Below are 15,428 nucleotides of genomic sequence, written 5' to 3'. Positions count from 1 at the left end.
CAGAAAGGTCAAAGTATCTTTGAGCTCAAAGTAAGCCCGAAAAATCCATGCACCTGTTTATCGTCGGCGGCACTGCCCTTGAGGAAGAGTTCCGCCAGAAGTTCGGCCCGGCCCATACCTACGACTTCTGTGCCGAGGATGCCGACGACCTGCGGGTCCGCCTGGGCGCGGCCGATGTGGCCTTCGACTTCCGCCACTACCCCGAGCTGCACTACGAGCAGCCCCGGCAGCCCCTGTTCTACGACACCACCCGGCAGTCGCTGGCCCAGCTGTTCCACGGCGAGAACCCACCGCTGGGGCCGGTTTTTGGTCTGTGCGCCCTTCCCACCCTGCTCAACCGCCCGTTGCTCGAAGTAAGCCTCAACGAGGAAGCCAGCGCCGAAAAGCTGCAGGAAGTCTGCACTGCACTCGGCAGCGACTACCGCGTAGTAGAAGACCGGGTAGGCCTGGTAACGCCGCGCGTGGTATGCATGATTATCAACGAAGCCTGCTACACCGTGCAGGAAGGCACGGCTACCATGCAGGACGTAGACCTGGGCATGAAGCTGGGCACCAACTACCCCCGCGGGCCCTTCGCCTGGGCCAACGCCATTGGCGTGGAGCGGGTGTATGCCGTACTCGAAGCCCTATGGGAAGATACCCACGACGAGCGGTACAAAATCTGCCCCCTGCTCAAGCGGCAGGCGCTAAAGGGGCAGCCATTTGCTATTTAAGCTGTCATTGCGAGGAGGCACGACGAAGCAATCCGTCCTCTAGCACTCAGTCGCCAAATAAACCCAGACATACAAAAGCCCCAACACCAGAGCTGGCGTTGGGGCTTTTCATATTAGAAAGCTGGTAGCTGAGAACAGGACGGATTGCTTCGTCGTGCCTCCTCGCAATGACAGCTAGTATTACTCCACCGTCACCGACTTGGCCAGGTTGCGGGGCTGGTCTACGTTGCAGCCGCGCAGCACGGCAATGTGGTAGCTCAGCAGCTGCAGGGGGATAACCGACACCAGCGGCATGAGCACATCCGAGGTGTGAGGCACCTCAATCACGAACTCTGCCATTTGCGGAATCACGGTGTCGCCTTCGCTTACCACGGCAATGATGCGGCCTTTGCGGGCCTTCACTTCCTGAATGTTGCTCACCACTTTCTCATAAGAGCTGTCTTTGGTGGCAATAACCACCACCGGCATATTCTCATCGATAAGGGCGATGGGGCCGTGCTTCATCTCGGCAGCCGGATAGCCTTCGGCATGGATGTAGCTGATTTCCTTCAATTTGAGGGCACCTTCCAGGGCTACGGGGAAGTTATAGCCGCGGCCCAGGTACAGGAAGTTGGGCACATCCTTGAAGATTTCGGAAATCTGGCGGATTTCGGTATCCAGCTCCAGGGCCTTTTCCACTTTGGCCGGGATGGTGTCCAGCTCGGCCATCAGCTCGCGCAGCTTGGTGTCGGAGATGGTGCCGCGCTTCTGGCCCATAATCATGGCCAGCAGGGTGAGTACCGTCACCTGGGCCGTGAAGGCCTTGGTCGAGGCAACGCCAATCTCTGGGCCAGCGTGGGTATAGGCACCGGCGTCGGTAGCCCGGGCAATGCTGCTGCCCACCACGTTGCACACGCCGAAGATGGTAGCACCCTTGCTCTTAGCCAGCTCAATAGCGGCCAGGGTGTCGGCCGTTTCACCGCTTTGCGAGATGGCAATAACGATGTCGCGCTCCGTAATCACCGGGTTGCGGTAGCGGAATTCGGAGGCGTACTCCACTTCTACCGGGATGCGGGCCAGGTCTTCAATAAGGTATTCGGCTACCAGGCCGGCGTGCCAGCTGGTGCCGCAGGCCACCACAATGATGCGCTGGGCATTCACAAACTTCTGCTCGTAAGCCCGGATGCCGCCCATGTTGAGGTGGCCCGACTCCAGCTCCAGGCGGCCGCGCATGGAATCCATAATGGAGCGCGGCTGCTCGAAAATCTCTTTCAGCATGAAATGCTCGTAGCCACCTTTTTCGATGCTGTCGAGCTCCATCTCCAGCTTCTGGATGTAGGGCGTCTGCGGCACGTCTTCCTTGGTGCGGATGTCGAGCTTGCCGTCGCGGATAACCGCGATTTCGTAGTCGTTTACGTACACCACCTCGTTGGTGTACTCAATGATGGGCGTCGCGTCGGAAGCCACGAAGAACTCGCCCTCGCCGATGCCAATAACCATGGGCGAGCCTTTGCGGGCTGCAATCAGCTGGTTGGGAGCGTCCTTGCTGAGCACCACAATGGCATAGGCGCCCACTACTTCGTGCAGAGCCAGGCGCACGGCCTCTTCCAGGGTACAGACGTTCTGCTTCTGGATTTCCTCAATCAGGTTGACGAATACCTCCGTGTCGGTATCGGAATGAAACTCGTGCCCCTGCTGCATGAGGTGGGTTTTCAGAGCAGCGTAGTTTTCAATGATGCCGTTGTGGATGATGGCAATCCGCTCCGAGGTGGAATAGTGCGGGTGGGCATTCACGTCGTTGGGCTCGCCGTGGGTGGCCCAGCGGGTATGGCCCATGCCTACTTTGGCATGTACGTTCTTGTCGGTCAGGAAAGCTTCCAGCTCACTGACTTTACCTTTCTTTTTATAAACGTTGAGCTCGCCGTTCAGCAAGGCGATACCTGCCGAGTCGTAACCGCGGTACTCCAGGCGATGCAGGCCTTTAATAATAATGGGGCTGGCCTCACGATGGCCGATGTAAGCAACAATACCGCACATGGCAGGAAGAAGTTAAAGCAGAAATGAAAACGAAAAAAAAGCGGCCGACCCGGGTGGGACGGCCGCCGGGAAGAGGCCGCAAAGCTACTGCTGCGAATAATAGATGTAGAGCGTAATGTTTTCGGCATCCACTACTGCCCGGTTCAGGCCCAGGGTGGGCTCCCGAACAAAGGAGCGGCGGATGTTAGGCACCAGAATTAGCGAGTTAGGTAGCTCACCGTCAAGGTTATTGTTCAGATAAGCCTGCAGGTAGTTGGTAACAACCAGGCTGTAGTACGGCGTGGCCGTTCCAGAGTTTATGGCTGGCCCGGAGTAAGCTTCGCTGTTCACCCCCCGGGGGTTAGCGCCGTCAACCTGCACGGCCCGGTCTATTTCCTCAAAGTTTACCACGCGCTGCATCACCCGGTTGTTGGCATCGGCCTCCAGGGCATAAATGCCCCCCGGCAGCGAAAACAGCGCATTCGTATAAGGCTTTAGCGGCACACGCAGCTCGGCCCGGTTAATGGCCAGGCCTTTGAGGTTGCGGAGCGTCCGCAGCTCAGGGCGGTTGAGGTTGATAATGGTGCCCAGGCCTACGCCTTCCTGCAGATATGTTTTCCCGCTGGTAGCGCCGGCCGGCACCACGGTGGCCGGGGCCGGCGGGGCAACCGACGTGAGCGCCCGCAGCTCGGTTCCATCGGTGAGCGTGCTGGTAATGCGGGTGAAGTAGCGCGGGTCGCGGGCTACGCTACCGCCCTGGGCGCTGTACACCGGGCCAAAGGCAATGGGATAGGCCCGCCACTTACGCGGTTTATCGGTTTCATGGAAATACACCTCAATGCGCGGCACCGACCCGCGGCTAAAGCTGAGAATGCCGCTGCTGTAAGTGGGGTTGGGCATAATAGCCAGGCCCTTCAGCTGCTGTTCCAGGGCCGCCTGGTTGAACACCGCCGACCCATTCATGGCGTTAAAGAGGTTGTTGAAGAACATCGAAGTTACCATTGGACTGGCGCTCCGCTGCAGTAACAGCCGGAAGGTTTGGTCTGGAACGGTAACCATTACCGACGGATTGGTATCCGAGCCGTTGCTGGCAACCTGGCGGGTGCGGTCGAGCCGGCCAACCAGGTTCTGAGCCAGCGGGGCAGCATTCACTCCCACCACCGATTCGCTGTTGTATACTTCCCGCTCATCAAGCTTAGCGGTCAGATTATAGATGTCGAACCGAGCCGGCGTAGTGGCGCTGCCATACACCCGCTCGTAGTCCATAATCAGCACCACCGAGTCCAGCACCGGCCGGTCAAACTTTGAGGGCAGCGAGTCGGCGCGCATCGTAAGCTGCGGATTGAAGTACGTAGCGGCCGTGGTAGTGCCCGATACGTTTTCAGTCAGCCTGCCTATCAGGTAGCGGTCGGTTTTGAGCGTTTCCACCGGCTTAAGCTGCACGGTGCCGGCACCCGTCCCCAGCTGCACCGCCATGTAGCTGGTGCTGATGGCGGTGGTGTCGGGCAGGTCCACGTTCAGGTCGGTGCCTTTGTCGCAGGCAGCCAGCGCGAGCGTGGCAAGCAGGGCGGCAGGAGCAATACGGCTAGTTAGCCAATTCATTGTAGAGCGCTAGGTAGGAAGAGTGCAGGTTTTCGTCGGTCGCCACCTGGCTGAGGCGCTTGTTTTGCGAGTACTCCTGGAACAGGCCGTTCATGTTTTCGCTGAAGTCCTCGTCGGAGCGCACCACGGTGTCGGCATACTCCATGCCCATGCGCACAAAGCCGCTGAAGTCGGCCGACTTCAGCGAGTTCAGCATCTGGTCGTCGATGTCGAGCATCTTGGCCTTCTCCAGGATGTTGCCTTCAAATTTGTCGGTAAACTCGTTGTTGTAAATCGAGAACACCGACTTGGCGTCCTTGAACACCGGGTCCTTTTTATAAGTCGTTTTCAGGTAGAGCGGAATCAAACCCGTCATCCAGTCGCTGCAGTGCACGATGTTGGGCGACCAGCCCAGCTTCTTCACCGTTTCCAGCACGCCCTTGCAGAAGAAGATGGCGCGCTCGTCGTTGTCGGAGTAGAACTTGTCGTTTTTATCAACCAGGGCCGACTTGCGGTGGAAATAATCCTCGTTATCGATAAAATAGACTTGTAGCTTTGCCGTCGGAATCGATGCCACTTTAATCACCAGCGGCTTCTCGTCATCACCTACGGCAATGTTGATGCCCGACAGGCGCACGACTTCGTGTAATCGGTTCTTGCGCTCGTTGATGATGCCGAACCGCGGCACAAAAATCCGGATTTCGCAGCCCATCTCCTGCATGCCGGCCGGCAGCCTGCGCAGCAGCTCCGCCACTTTAGTGGTCTGGAGGAAGGGGTCTATTTCAGTGGCCGCGTAAAGGATTCGCAACTTCGACATAAGGTTTTATTGAAAAATGAAGTAAGGCCAAGCTATGGGTGCACAAAATTAAACAATTTTGGGCGAAAGTTCAACAAAACCTACTTTGGAACACGTTCCAATTGCCTTCTTCTTCTATGGAGATTCTTACTTCTGCGGCTGGGTTGCAAGCCTATACCGAAAATATTCGCTGCAACGGCCAGCGCCTGGGCCTGGTTCCCACCATGGGGGCCCTGCACGAGGGCCACTTGCAGCTGGTGCGTGCCGCCCGCGAAAGCTGTGACACTGTAGTGGCTACCATCTTCGTAAACCCCACGCAGTTCAACAACGCCGACGACTTCCGCCTCTACCCCCGCCTGCCCGAGGCCGACGCCGGGCTGCTGGCGGCAGCAGGCTGCACGGCCCTGTTTCTGCCAGCGGTAGAGGAAATATATCCTCAGCCTACGGTGCTCAAATTTGATTTTGGGGCCTTGGAGCAGGTGATGGAAGGCGCCCACCGCCCCGGCCACTTCAATGGCGTGGCCACCGTGGTAAGCAAGCTGTTTCACCTTTCCCGCCCCCACCGGGCCTACTTCGGGCAGAAAGACTGGCAGCAGGTGGCGATTGTGCGGCAGCTGGTGGCCGACCTGTCCTTCGACCTGGAAATTGTGGCCTACCCCACCATTCGGGAAGCCGACGGCCTGGCCATGTCGTCGCGCAATCGCCGCCTCACGCCCGAGGAGCGGGCCATTGCGCCACAGCTGTACCAGGTGCTGCAGGCGGCAGCCCGGCGGATACGGCAGGGCATGCTCCCCGCTCAGGTGGAAGCCCAGGCCCTGGCTGAGCTGCAGCAGCAGCCGCTTTTTAACACCGAGTACTTCGCCGTGGCCGATGCCCATACCCTGCAGCCCCTGGCCGGATACACGCCGGGCCGGGCCGTAGTTCTTTGCCTGGCCACCCACCTGGGGGCCGTTCGCCTTATCGACAACGTGGTGGTGGAGCTGTAATGAGCTGATTGTTGATGTGCTGAGTATTAATGTACTGGTGAGGCAGAGTTGAGCAACCCATGGCTGGTACCGCAGAGTTAGCGGCGCCTAGCACCTGGGTATGATGTCCCAGGTGAACCAGATACCTGGTATAACGAGTAGCTACGCTGCCCTTCTCTTGCGCCGGGCTTGTCGCGGCTTCTGCATTCCTGTTACCGCATTAGCACATCAGCACATCAGCACACCAAAAAATCAGCACATCAACAATCAGCACATTAAAAAACCACCTACCGTACCTTTGTGCCAGCTATGCACATTGAGGTACTTAAATCCAAAATCCACCGTGCCCGCGTTACGCAGGCCGAGCTGCACTATGTGGGCAGCATCACCATCGACGAAGACCTGCTGGACGCCGCCAATATGGTGGAGAACGAGAAGGTAACGGTGGTCAACGTCAACAACGGCGAGCGCCTCGAAACCTATGCCATCCGCGGGGAGCGGGGCACGGGCATGGTGTGCCTGAACGGACCGGCTGCCCGCAAAGTGGCGGTAGGCGACATTGTCATCATCATCTCCTACGGCTTGGTCGACTTTGCGGAGGCCCGCGCTCACCAGCCTACGGTTATCTTCCCCAACGAGCACAACCGGGTATAAATCATTTGGCTATCGGCTGATGGCTATTGGCGTATGGCTTAAAAAGGTTGTCAGCCTATAGCCATCAGCCGATAGCCATCAGCCGGCAGCCATCAGCCAATAGCCTTTGAAAAACCTTCTTACCGTCCTTAAATACGCGCTGCTGCTGGCCTTGTCGGGGGCACTGATGGCCTACGCCCTGCGTGGGCAGGACCTCTCCCGCATTGGCCATTACATCGCTACGGCCAACTACCTCTGGCTGGGTCTGACCATGCTGCTCTCGGTGCTGGGCTACCTCAGCCGCGCCTACCGCTGGCAGATGCAGCTCACGGCTACCCGCAACCCGGTAAAGTACTGGGATGTGTACCACGCCATGATGGTGGGCTACCTGGCCAACATCGTGCTGCCGCGCATGGGCGAAGTCATCCGCTGCTCGGTACTGTGGCGCACCAGCAAGGTGCCCGTGGATGTGTCGCTGGGCACAGTCGTTACCGAGCGGGTTATCGACGTGCTGGTGCTGCTGGGCCTGCTAAGTACCATACTTGTTCTCGACTTCAACCGGTTCTGGACCTTGGTAACCGACAAGCTCATGGGCGGCAACTACGACGCCATGGCCCGCAACCGTACCCCCTTGCTTATTGCCGCCGGCATTGCCGTAGTGCTGATGCTGGGCACCTTCTTCGTACTGCTGCGCAACCTGGAGCGCCTGCGTCAGAATGCGCTGTTTGCCCGCGTGGTCACCTTCGTGAAAGGCCTGCTGGCGGGAGTGTTCAGCGTACTGAAGATGGAGCGCAAGATGGTGTTTCTGCTGCATACCTTCTTCACCTGGCTGGTGTATTATCTAATGGACTACCTGGCCTTCTTCTGCTTTCCGGAAACCTACAACCTCGACATGCGGGCCGGCCTGGCCGTGCTCACCTTTGGGGCTTTTGGCATGGCGGCCCCGGTGTCGGGCGGTATTGGCACCTTCCACATCCTGGTGCAAAGCGTGCTGCTGGCCTACGGCATCAGCCTGGAAGCCGGCATTGCCTATGCCCTGGTGGTGCACGGCGCCCAAACGCTGCTGGTCGTGCTGCTGGGCGGCATCAGCTTCGTCATCAGCATGATGACAGCCGGGAGGAAACAGTTAACAGTTATTAGTTAATAGTTATCAGTTAACAACAAGTGGTTAACTGTTGCTCGTTTTCCTCCCTTTATTCGTACGACGCTGTTTATACCCCAGCGCTAATTGAAGATTACAAATCACGCATTGCCAACTGTTAGCTACTCATTACAAACTGTTAATTGTTAACTGCTAACTGACTCCCATGTGGACCCAAGATAAAATTCTGAGCTGGGAGCAGCTGCCCGCAGTGCTGGCCGACTGGCGCGCCCAGGGCCAGCGGGTGGTATTTACCAACGGCTGCTTCGACCTGCTGCACCTGGGCCACGTCGATTACCTGGAAAAGGCCCGGCACTTGGGCGACCGAATGGTGGTGGGCCTCAATACCGATGCTTCTGTCAGCTGCCTGAAGCCGGGGCGGCCTATTCAGGACGAAATGTCACGCAGCCGTATTCTGGCATCCCTTTCGTTTGTCGATGCCGTGGTCTTGTTCGGGGAGCCCACCCCGCTGGAGCTGATTCAGCTGGTGCAGCCCGATATTCTGGTGAAAGGCGACGACTACGCCATCAGCGGAATTGTGGGGCACGAGCTGGTGTTAGGTAACGGCGGTCAGGTGCTCACCGTACCGCTGGTGCCGGGGTATAGTACCTCGGCCATTGTCAAAAAAATTATGAGTTATGAATCATGAGTTATGGAAGAGCATCCCGGTGCCTCCAGGCTTAATTTCTAACTCATAATTCTTAACTCTTAATTCTCATTGCCATGTACCTTCTCATCATTCTAACCATGCTCGTGAGCTGGGGCATTCAGTGGCGCTTGAAAAGCAAGTTCCGTGAGTACTCCCAGGTAGGGCTGCAATCAGGTCTCTCGGGCGCCCAGGTAGCCGAGCTCATGCTGGCCGACCACGGCATTACCGATGTACGCATCATCAGCACCGAGGGGCAGCTCACCGACCATTACAACCCCACCGACAGAACCGTTAACCTGAGCGAAAGCGTGTATGCCGAGCGCAGTGCCGCTGCCGCCGCGGTGGCCGCGCACGAGTGCGGGCACGCCGTGCAGCACGCCACGGCCTATTCCATGCTGCAGTTCCGCTCGACCATGGTGCCGGCCCTAAGCGCGGTATCTACCTGGATGCCCTGGCTTCTGCTTGCCGGCGTGCTCCTGATTAACCGCTCGGTTATTCCACTGGGCATCGGCATCGCGCTGTTCTCCCTTACCACGCTGTTTGCCTTCGTCACCCTGCCGGTTGAGTTCGACGCCTCCCGCCGGGCCCTGGCCTGGATGGACAAGCGCGGCATCGTAACCACCCAGGAGCACGGCATGGCCAAAGACGCCCTGTGGTGGGCCGCCATGACCTACGTGGTAGCAGCCATCAGCTCGCTGGCTACGCTGCTCTACTACGTATCCATCTTCATGAGCGGCAGCCGCCGCAACTAAGCAGTTCCATTACCGACTCAGAAGCCGCCTCCTGTAGCAGGGAGGCGGCTTTTTTTGTTGACCTCCGTCCTATTGGTCTCTACCAGCTTTCTTACACCGGCAAGCCAGTGTGAGCGGTATTACCCCTCTATTTTTTTTGATTATTTTCTACTAAAAGCTTGGTTACCCGAGTAGACGTACTACTTTGGGCCTTCCTTTCCCACTCAGGTCCCCGCTTGCGACAGCCCCCCCACGTCAGCAAATGAGGCCGCTCATTTTGTGCGCCTTTTTCTGTCGTTTCCATGAACCTTGCTACCCCAAGGATACTGGTGGCCGCCGCCCCCACCCTGCAGCGCCACGGCCTGCTTGCCACGCTCCAGGAGCTGCGCCCCAACCTGTTCCTCAGCGCCACCGCCGATGCCTACACCCTGCCGGCCCGCCTGCGGCGCGAGGCCCCGTCCCTGCTCATTCTCGATGCCAACCTGCCGGGCCCGCCCCTTTCCACCTTGGTGGAACAGGTGCGCCAGGCCCAGCCCCGGCAGCGCCTGCTGGTGCTGGGCGGCCGCCGGCTGCCCCTCTCCCTGCGCCGCCACCTTGTGGACATGGGTGCTGGCGCTTTGCTAGCTAAGCAGGCTACGCCTGAGGAAGTAGTGGCAGCAGTAGAGCAGCTGCTGGCCTCCTCCTCCTGTGTCCAGTTCCAATGCAACCCGGTGCAGCCGTCTGGCTCGTCCAGTAGTCTCAGCTCGCGTGAGCTGGAAATCCTGCAGCTGGTAGGGCAGGACTACTCCACCTCTGAAATCGCGGCCCAGCTCTTCATCAGCGTGCGCACCGTGGATGCCCACCGCCGCACCCTGCTGCAGAAAACCGGCACCCGCTCCTCCGTGGGCCTGGTGCTGCACGCGGTGAAGCGAGGGTGGCTGGAGCTGGGTTAAAAAATAGGTTAAAGCAGGTCTGAGATTAGGTAGAATTGCCGATGCGGGGTGGTGGGGCAATAGCGGAGCTTTGCCCTAAGCCATACATACGGAAATAAGAGATTGTGTTTGGCGCTAGTCTTTTTCTTCCTTTCATTATTTATTCCTTCACCTAATGCGCTACCAAAACTCCCTTGCAAAAAAGATTGGACTGCTGGCCGGCAGCGTCCTCTTCAACATCACAGCCCAAGCACAAGGGTTAGAGCTTTTTTCCATCACGCAAGCCGAAAAAGGGACTGCTAACAAAAGCACCCTTTCTCCGCCCCGGGTTAGTGTGATTGACAACAGTGCACAGGTAGAGCAGAACTACAATCTCATCCGGGCCGATACAACGGCTCTAACTCGCTCCACGCAGCTTCCACTCATTATCGGTCAAATTCAGCTGAATCGGACGGAGTATCTGGCGGCCGCCACCGCCCGTAACGCAGCCGCTAAGGACAGCCCAGAGCAGAAAGCCCTTCAAGCCAGAATTAATGAGTTAGAAGCGGCCAATAAAAAGTTGCTGGAAGACTATACCCGCAAGCAAAAGGAAGAACTGGCATCCCGGCTGGTGCAAGATGAAGTGCATTCTAAGCTCTTGGCCCGGCTTCACGCACTCTATGAGGAGCAATTGAGCAAGCTGCGCATTGATGTAAGCAAGAATATGGTGCTGCAGCGACAAGCTCTTGACTCGCACGCAGAAAACATTAAAAAGCTGCGTCAATATCAAACCGAATACTGGGATAAGATGCCTGAACTCGTAGATATAGAAGCTATGTATAGTTCTAACAAAGCTTATAGAGCATTCGACCGGGAACTGACCACATTGGAACAAAAGCTAAAGAACGCCAACGCCAGCTACGCCACCTTCCAAAAGGCAGGGGGAAACCTAGCCGCGTACAAGCTTAGTCCGACGGATACCACTACTGCGGCACGGAAGGCATACAACCACCAGCTCACCACGGTACAGCAGGCTACTACCGACTTAACGGCCAAGGTTGACACGGTCAGGGCAGGCCTTGAAGCCTACAACCAGAAGGTTGACAAGTGGAAAGGAGAATTTAAGGCTGAGCAAGATAAGAAGATTGCCAACGAAAATAACCTGACAGCTCTGCCGGCCCTGACTAGCATTAAAGGCTCCAGTTTATTTATTCCGGCTGTATCGCTCATCGGCAGTCACCGTGGCGGCGACATTAACAGCCCCAACATGTATTCCCTCAAGCTTTTCACCGCGCTTGGGGGCACTGACAATGCAAACGGCGTAACTAGCAAGCGGGGCACTGAGCGTCTGTTCATTTCCGATGCCAGCACGTTTGGCTTCAGCGCCGATGCGCTGATTTCCCTGAAATACGCCGAGCGGAAGCGGCCTGTAATGGGGGTAACCCTCGGCATCGCATACCTCGATAAGCTGATGACTCCTGATAGCCTGCACAGCTTCACCACTGGTGTAACCACCGCGCGCGCTGGCCTTGAATGGTACCTCATACCCGATGTGTTGTTGCTATACGGTGGCGTAAACAGCCTAACGTTCCTGACTAACCGCAACCAAATCACCGATTACTACACATCCACGCGGCCCAAAGATTTATACTTCTTTGGCAACGGGGGTATCCGTGCCATTCTAAACGTGAGCAAAGAAAGTAGAATCAGTTTCCTTTTTGACTTGGGCTTTGTCTTCAAAGATGATAATGTGCGAAAGTTTGTGCCTAATGACGATTTCACCATAACCACCATACGCGCCACACTGGCTAAAAACTTTATGCTGCGCTAAGAAAGCTATTTAATCAGCGACAACTTTTAAAACGCTGACATATAGAACATTATTAATTCCGCCCGACGGTTGTAGAACTGCATTTAATCGAAAGAGCCCGCTGTAGACACAGCGGGCTCTTTCGATTAAATGCAGAGTATTACCCCAGCTTCTTATACCGCACCCGCTTCGGCTCCACATCCCCCAAACGCTTGCGCTTGGCTTCCTCATAATCCGTAAAATTCCCTTCAAACCACACCACCTCCGAGTCGCCCTCGAAAGCAAGAATGTGAGTGGCGAGCCGGTCTAGGAACCACCGGTCGTGGCTGATGATGACGGCGCAGCCGGCGAAGTTTTCCAGGGCGTCTTCCAGGGCGCGGATGGCGTTTACGTCGAGGTCGTTGGTGGGCTCGTCGAGCAGCAGCAGGTTGGCGCCCTGCTTGAGCGTCATGGCCAGGTGCACGCGGTTCTTCTCACCGCCGGAGAGCATGGCTACCTTCTTTTCCTGGTCGCCGCCGCCGAAGTTGAACTTGCTCACGTAGGCGCGGGAGTTGACGGGGCGGCCGGCCAGCAGCATGGTTTCGGTGCCGCCGGCAATGGTGTCGAACACCGTCTTGCCAGGGTCCAGCACGTCGTGCTGCTGGTCGATGTAGGCGGTTTGCACCGTGGGTCCTACCACGAAGGTGCCCGCATCCGGCTGCAGCTGCCCGGTGATGAGGCGGAACAGCGTGGTTTTGCCCGCGCCGTTGGGGCCGATGATGCCCACAATACCGCCCTGGGGCAGCGAAAAGCTCAGGTTCTCGAACAGCAGCTTGTCGCCGAAGGCCTTGGTCAGCCCCTCAGCTTCAATTACCTGGGCACCCAGGCGGGGGCCGTCGGGGATGAAGAGCTCCAGCTTCTGCTCCTTGTCTTTGGCTTCCTCGCTGGCCAGCTTGTCGTAGTTGGCGAGGCGGGCCTTGCCCTTGCTCTGGCGGGCTTTGGGCGACATGCGTACCCACTCCAGCTCGCGCTGCAGGGTTTTCATGCGCTTGCTCTCGGTGTTTTCTTCCTGGGCCATGCGGGTAGTCTTCTGGTCCAGCCAGCTCGAGTAGTTCCCTTTCCAGGGAATGCCCGAGCCGCGGTCGAGCTCCAGAATCCAGCCGGCCACGTTGTCGAGGAAGTAACGGTCGTGGGTGACGGCGATGACCGTGCCCTTGTACTGCTGCAGGTGCTGTTCCAGCCAGAGCACGCTCTCGGCGTCGAGGTGGTTGGTAGGTTCGTCGAGTAGCAGCACGTCGGGCTCCTGCAGCAGCAGGCGGCACAGGGCCACGCGGCGCTTCTCCCCACCGGAGAGGTTGCCCACCACGGCTTCCTGGGGCGGCGTGCGCAGGGCATCCATGGCCCGCTCCAGCTTGGAGTCCAGGTTCCAGGCGTCGAGCTGGTCGAGGCGCTCCTGCACCTTGCCCTGGCGGTCGAGCAGCTTGTCAAAGTCGGCATCTTCGGCGCCAAAGGCCTCGTTGATTTCGTCGAACTCTTTGAGCAGGGCCACGGTTTCGGCCACGCCTTCCTCCACAATGTCACGTACCGTTTTAGTCGGGTCAAGCTGGGGCTCCTGCTCCAGGTAGCCTACGGTGTAGCCCGGCGACCACACCACTTCGCCCTGAAACTGCTTGTCGACGCCAGCGATGATTTTCAGCAGGCTGGACTTCCCCGAGCCGTTCAAACCCAACACCCCGATTTTGGCGCCGTAGAAGAAGGACAGGTAAATGTTTTTTAGAACTTGCTTCTGCGGTGGGTAAATCTTGCTTACCCCGGCCATGCTGAAGATGATGGTCTGGTCGCTCATGGGCTGGTGATGAGGATAGTACTAGGTGATGAAGTGATGCGGCCAGCGAGAGCGGAATTGCTTTACTCTGCTGGCTCAGGAATGTCAGACCACAAAGAACGGCAAGGTTGCTTTGGGAACCACACCCTGTTCAACAATCCACTAGTCACCTATCCGTGCTGGCTTACCGTTCTTTTTCCTGCTTCATTACCCCATTGCCACATTACTTCATTACTTTTTCCCGTAAACTTGTAGTTCCTTCCTCCTCCACACTCCGGCAGCAACTACACTTTTCTGCACTTCTACACACGAGTTTGATTTTATGGAACCAACCGACCACTTGCTGGCCGAAGCCCGCCGCTACGGCTACGTAGAAAATGAGGGCGTATGGCTGCGGCCAGTGCTGGACCAGCCCGCCCGCCAGGTGGGTGTGGTGAAAGAGTCGGAAGAAGCCGCTCTCCGCTACTTTGTCCAACGCTACGAAGCCCTCCGGGCCAAAGTGGACGACCTGTTGGAGAAGATGGAAGCCAGCGACAACAAAGGCTCCTTCCTGATGAAAGCCCTGCACCTGAAAGAGTTGCTACTCAGCTACGACGGGCTGGGCGACTTTAGCAGCCTGCACCGCCGCCTCACCGAGGCCGAAGAATCCATTGCCGTGACTGTGGTGCGCAACCGCGAGAAAAACCTGGCGGCTAAAATCGGCTTCATCCAGGAAGCCGAGGCCCTGCGCGACACAGTGGAATGGGTATCGGCCAGCGAAAAGGTGAAAGACCTGCGCCAGGGCTGGCTGAAGACCGGCCCCGTCGAAAAGCACCTGACCGACGAGCTGGAAGCCCGCTTCCAGGCCGCCATTCAGGTATTCTTCGACCGCCGCAAGGCCTTCCAGGCCGATAAAAAGGCCATGGTGAACCGCGCCCAGTCCCGCTACCGGGAACTGATTGCGCAGGCCGAGAAGCTAAAAAACTCCGACCAGTTCGAGCAGGCCTCGCGCCAGCTCAAGCAGCTGCAGCAGGCCTGGCGCGACGTTAATGGCAACCTGCCCAAAAAGCAGGCCTCGGAGCTGTGGACGCGCTTCCGGGCTGCTAACAACCATTTCTTCGAGCGCCTGAAGGTGCACATCCAAAGCCAGCAGGCCAGCGCCGCCAGCACCGGCCCGGCCACCCCCGACGTGCTGCTGGCCCGCAAGCGGGCCCTGGCCGAGCGGGCCGAAGCCCTGATGAGCGTGCCGCCCCAGGAGGCCATTCACCAGGCCAAGGCCCTGCAGGCCGAGTGGAAGCAGGTGGGCACGGTGCGCGGCGAAGAGTCGGACCGCATCTGGCACCGCTTCATGGTAGCCTGCGACAAGATATTCGAGCTCAGTGCCCTGGAGTATTACCTGCGCAAGCGTCCCGTGGGCGAGTCCGACGGCAAGACCCCGGCTGAGAAAGCCCGGTTCCGGGCCAGTACCCTGCGCGAGCTGCTCAAAGGCGACCACCAGGAGCTGGAAACCCTCAAAGACAACCTCGACAAGCTGAGTGCTACGCCCGCCAACGAAGCCTTCCGGCAGATGCTGCAAACCAAGATTCGCTCGTTTGAACGAAAGATTCGAACCAAAAATGACTTAATTGGTATCTTCACCGAGCAAGCACAGGCAGCAAGCTAACTTTCGCCGGAGTTTTACGTTGTCGCTTTCAACAAAATACCCGGTTGGATTCTAACGTGAAACGCTTACCTTCGCCAA

The 15,428-nt window shown here is 57.8% G+C and carries 13 protein-coding genes; 9 read left to right on the top strand and 4 right to left on the bottom strand.

The window, feature by feature from the left end:
- Nucleotides 1-47: 47 nt before the first annotated feature.
- A complete protein-coding gene (locus ABD919_RS05555) occupies nucleotides 48-713 on the top strand; it encodes a 3-hydroxyacyl-CoA dehydrogenase family protein (protein WP_345234550.1) in 666 nt (221 codons plus the stop codon).
- 180 nt (nucleotides 714-893) lie between these two features.
- Here ABD919_RS05555 and glmS read toward each other — a convergent pair whose 3' ends face one another.
- The 3 genes from glmS to ABD919_RS05540 all read right to left on the bottom strand — a co-directional run bounded on the left by glmS (nucleotide 894) and on the right by ABD919_RS05540 (nucleotide 5,106).
- The gene (glmS, locus tag ABD919_RS05550) at nucleotides 894-2,729 is read right to left on the bottom strand and encodes a glutamine--fructose-6-phosphate transaminase (isomerizing) (protein ID WP_345234548.1); all 1,836 of its coding nucleotides are present in this window, start codon (nucleotides 2,727-2,729) and stop codon (nucleotides 894-896) included.
- A gap of 84 nt (nucleotides 2,730-2,813) precedes the next feature.
- Complete coding sequence (locus ABD919_RS05545; RefSeq protein WP_345234546.1) at nucleotides 2,814-4,310, bottom strand: DUF4270 family protein; 1,497 nt, start codon at nucleotides 4,308-4,310, stop codon at nucleotides 2,814-2,816.
- The gene (locus ABD919_RS05540) at nucleotides 4,294-5,106 is read right to left on the bottom strand and encodes a glycogen/starch synthase (protein WP_345234544.1); all 813 of its coding nucleotides are present in this window, start codon (nucleotides 5,104-5,106) and stop codon (nucleotides 4,294-4,296) included. The genes ABD919_RS05545 and ABD919_RS05540 overlap by 17 nt, the downstream gene beginning before the upstream one ends.
- Before the next feature lie 116 nt (nucleotides 5,107-5,222).
- Here ABD919_RS05540 and panC point away from each other — a divergent pair, with 116 nt between their 5' ends.
- From panC to ABD919_RS05505, 7 genes are all read left to right on the top strand, one after another.
- The gene (gene panC / locus ABD919_RS05535) at nucleotides 5,223-6,071 is read left to right on the top strand and encodes a pantoate--beta-alanine ligase (protein ID WP_345234542.1); all 849 of its coding nucleotides are present in this window, start codon (nucleotides 5,223-5,225) and stop codon (nucleotides 6,069-6,071) included.
- Nucleotides 6,072-6,359: 288 nt separating this feature from the next.
- Nucleotides 6,360-6,704 (top strand): aspartate 1-decarboxylase, encoded by a 345-nt coding sequence (gene panD / locus ABD919_RS05530; protein ID WP_345234540.1) that lies wholly within the window; start codon nucleotides 6,360-6,362, stop codon nucleotides 6,702-6,704.
- A 106-nt stretch (nucleotides 6,705-6,810) separates the two neighbouring features.
- On the top strand, nucleotides 6,811-7,827 hold the full coding sequence (locus ABD919_RS05525) for a lysylphosphatidylglycerol synthase transmembrane domain-containing protein (RefSeq protein WP_345234538.1): 1,017 nt from the start codon (nucleotides 6,811-6,813) through the stop codon (nucleotides 7,825-7,827).
- Nucleotides 7,828-7,990: 163 nt separating this feature from the next.
- Nucleotides 7,991-8,473, top strand: coding sequence for a D-glycero-beta-D-manno-heptose 1-phosphate adenylyltransferase (gene rfaE2 / locus ABD919_RS05520; RefSeq protein ID WP_345234536.1), 483 nt, complete (start codon nucleotides 7,991-7,993; stop codon nucleotides 8,471-8,473).
- Nucleotides 8,474-8,547: 74 nt separating this feature from the next.
- Nucleotides 8,548-9,225 carry a zinc metallopeptidase gene (locus ABD919_RS05515; RefSeq protein ID WP_345234534.1) on the top strand — a complete coding sequence of 226 codons (678 nt, stop codon included), beginning with the start codon at nucleotides 8,548-8,550 and terminating at the stop codon, nucleotides 9,223-9,225.
- A gap of 281 nt (nucleotides 9,226-9,506) precedes the next feature.
- Nucleotides 9,507-10,136: a LuxR C-terminal-related transcriptional regulator gene (locus ABD919_RS05510; protein WP_345234532.1), complete on the top strand. Its 630-nt coding sequence runs from the start codon at nucleotides 9,507-9,509 to the stop codon at nucleotides 10,134-10,136.
- 154 nt (nucleotides 10,137-10,290) lie between these two features.
- Nucleotides 10,291-11,925: a coiled-coil domain-containing protein gene (locus ABD919_RS05505; RefSeq protein WP_345234530.1), complete on the top strand. Its 1,635-nt coding sequence runs from the start codon at nucleotides 10,291-10,293 to the stop codon at nucleotides 11,923-11,925.
- Nucleotides 11,926-12,064: 139 nt separating this feature from the next.
- Here ABD919_RS05505 and ettA read toward each other — a convergent pair whose 3' ends face one another.
- On the bottom strand, nucleotides 12,065-13,729 hold the full coding sequence (gene ettA, locus ABD919_RS05500) for an energy-dependent translational throttle protein EttA (protein WP_345234528.1): 1,665 nt from the start codon (nucleotides 13,727-13,729) through the stop codon (nucleotides 12,065-12,067).
- 301 nt (nucleotides 13,730-14,030) lie between these two features.
- Here ettA and ABD919_RS05495 point away from each other — a divergent pair, with 301 nt between their 5' ends.
- Nucleotides 14,031-15,350 (top strand): DUF349 domain-containing protein, encoded by a 1,320-nt coding sequence (locus tag ABD919_RS05495; protein WP_345234526.1) that lies wholly within the window; start codon nucleotides 14,031-14,033, stop codon nucleotides 15,348-15,350.
- The last annotated feature ends 78 nt before the right edge of the window (nucleotides 15,351-15,428 follow it).

Origin of the sequence: Hymenobacter saemangeumensis (assembly GCF_039541835.1) — a bacterium.
GTDB classification, from domain to species: Bacteria; Bacteroidota; Bacteroidia; order Cytophagales; family Hymenobacteraceae; genus Hymenobacter; species Hymenobacter saemangeumensis.
This window is presented reverse-complemented; position numbering and strand designations above follow the sequence as displayed.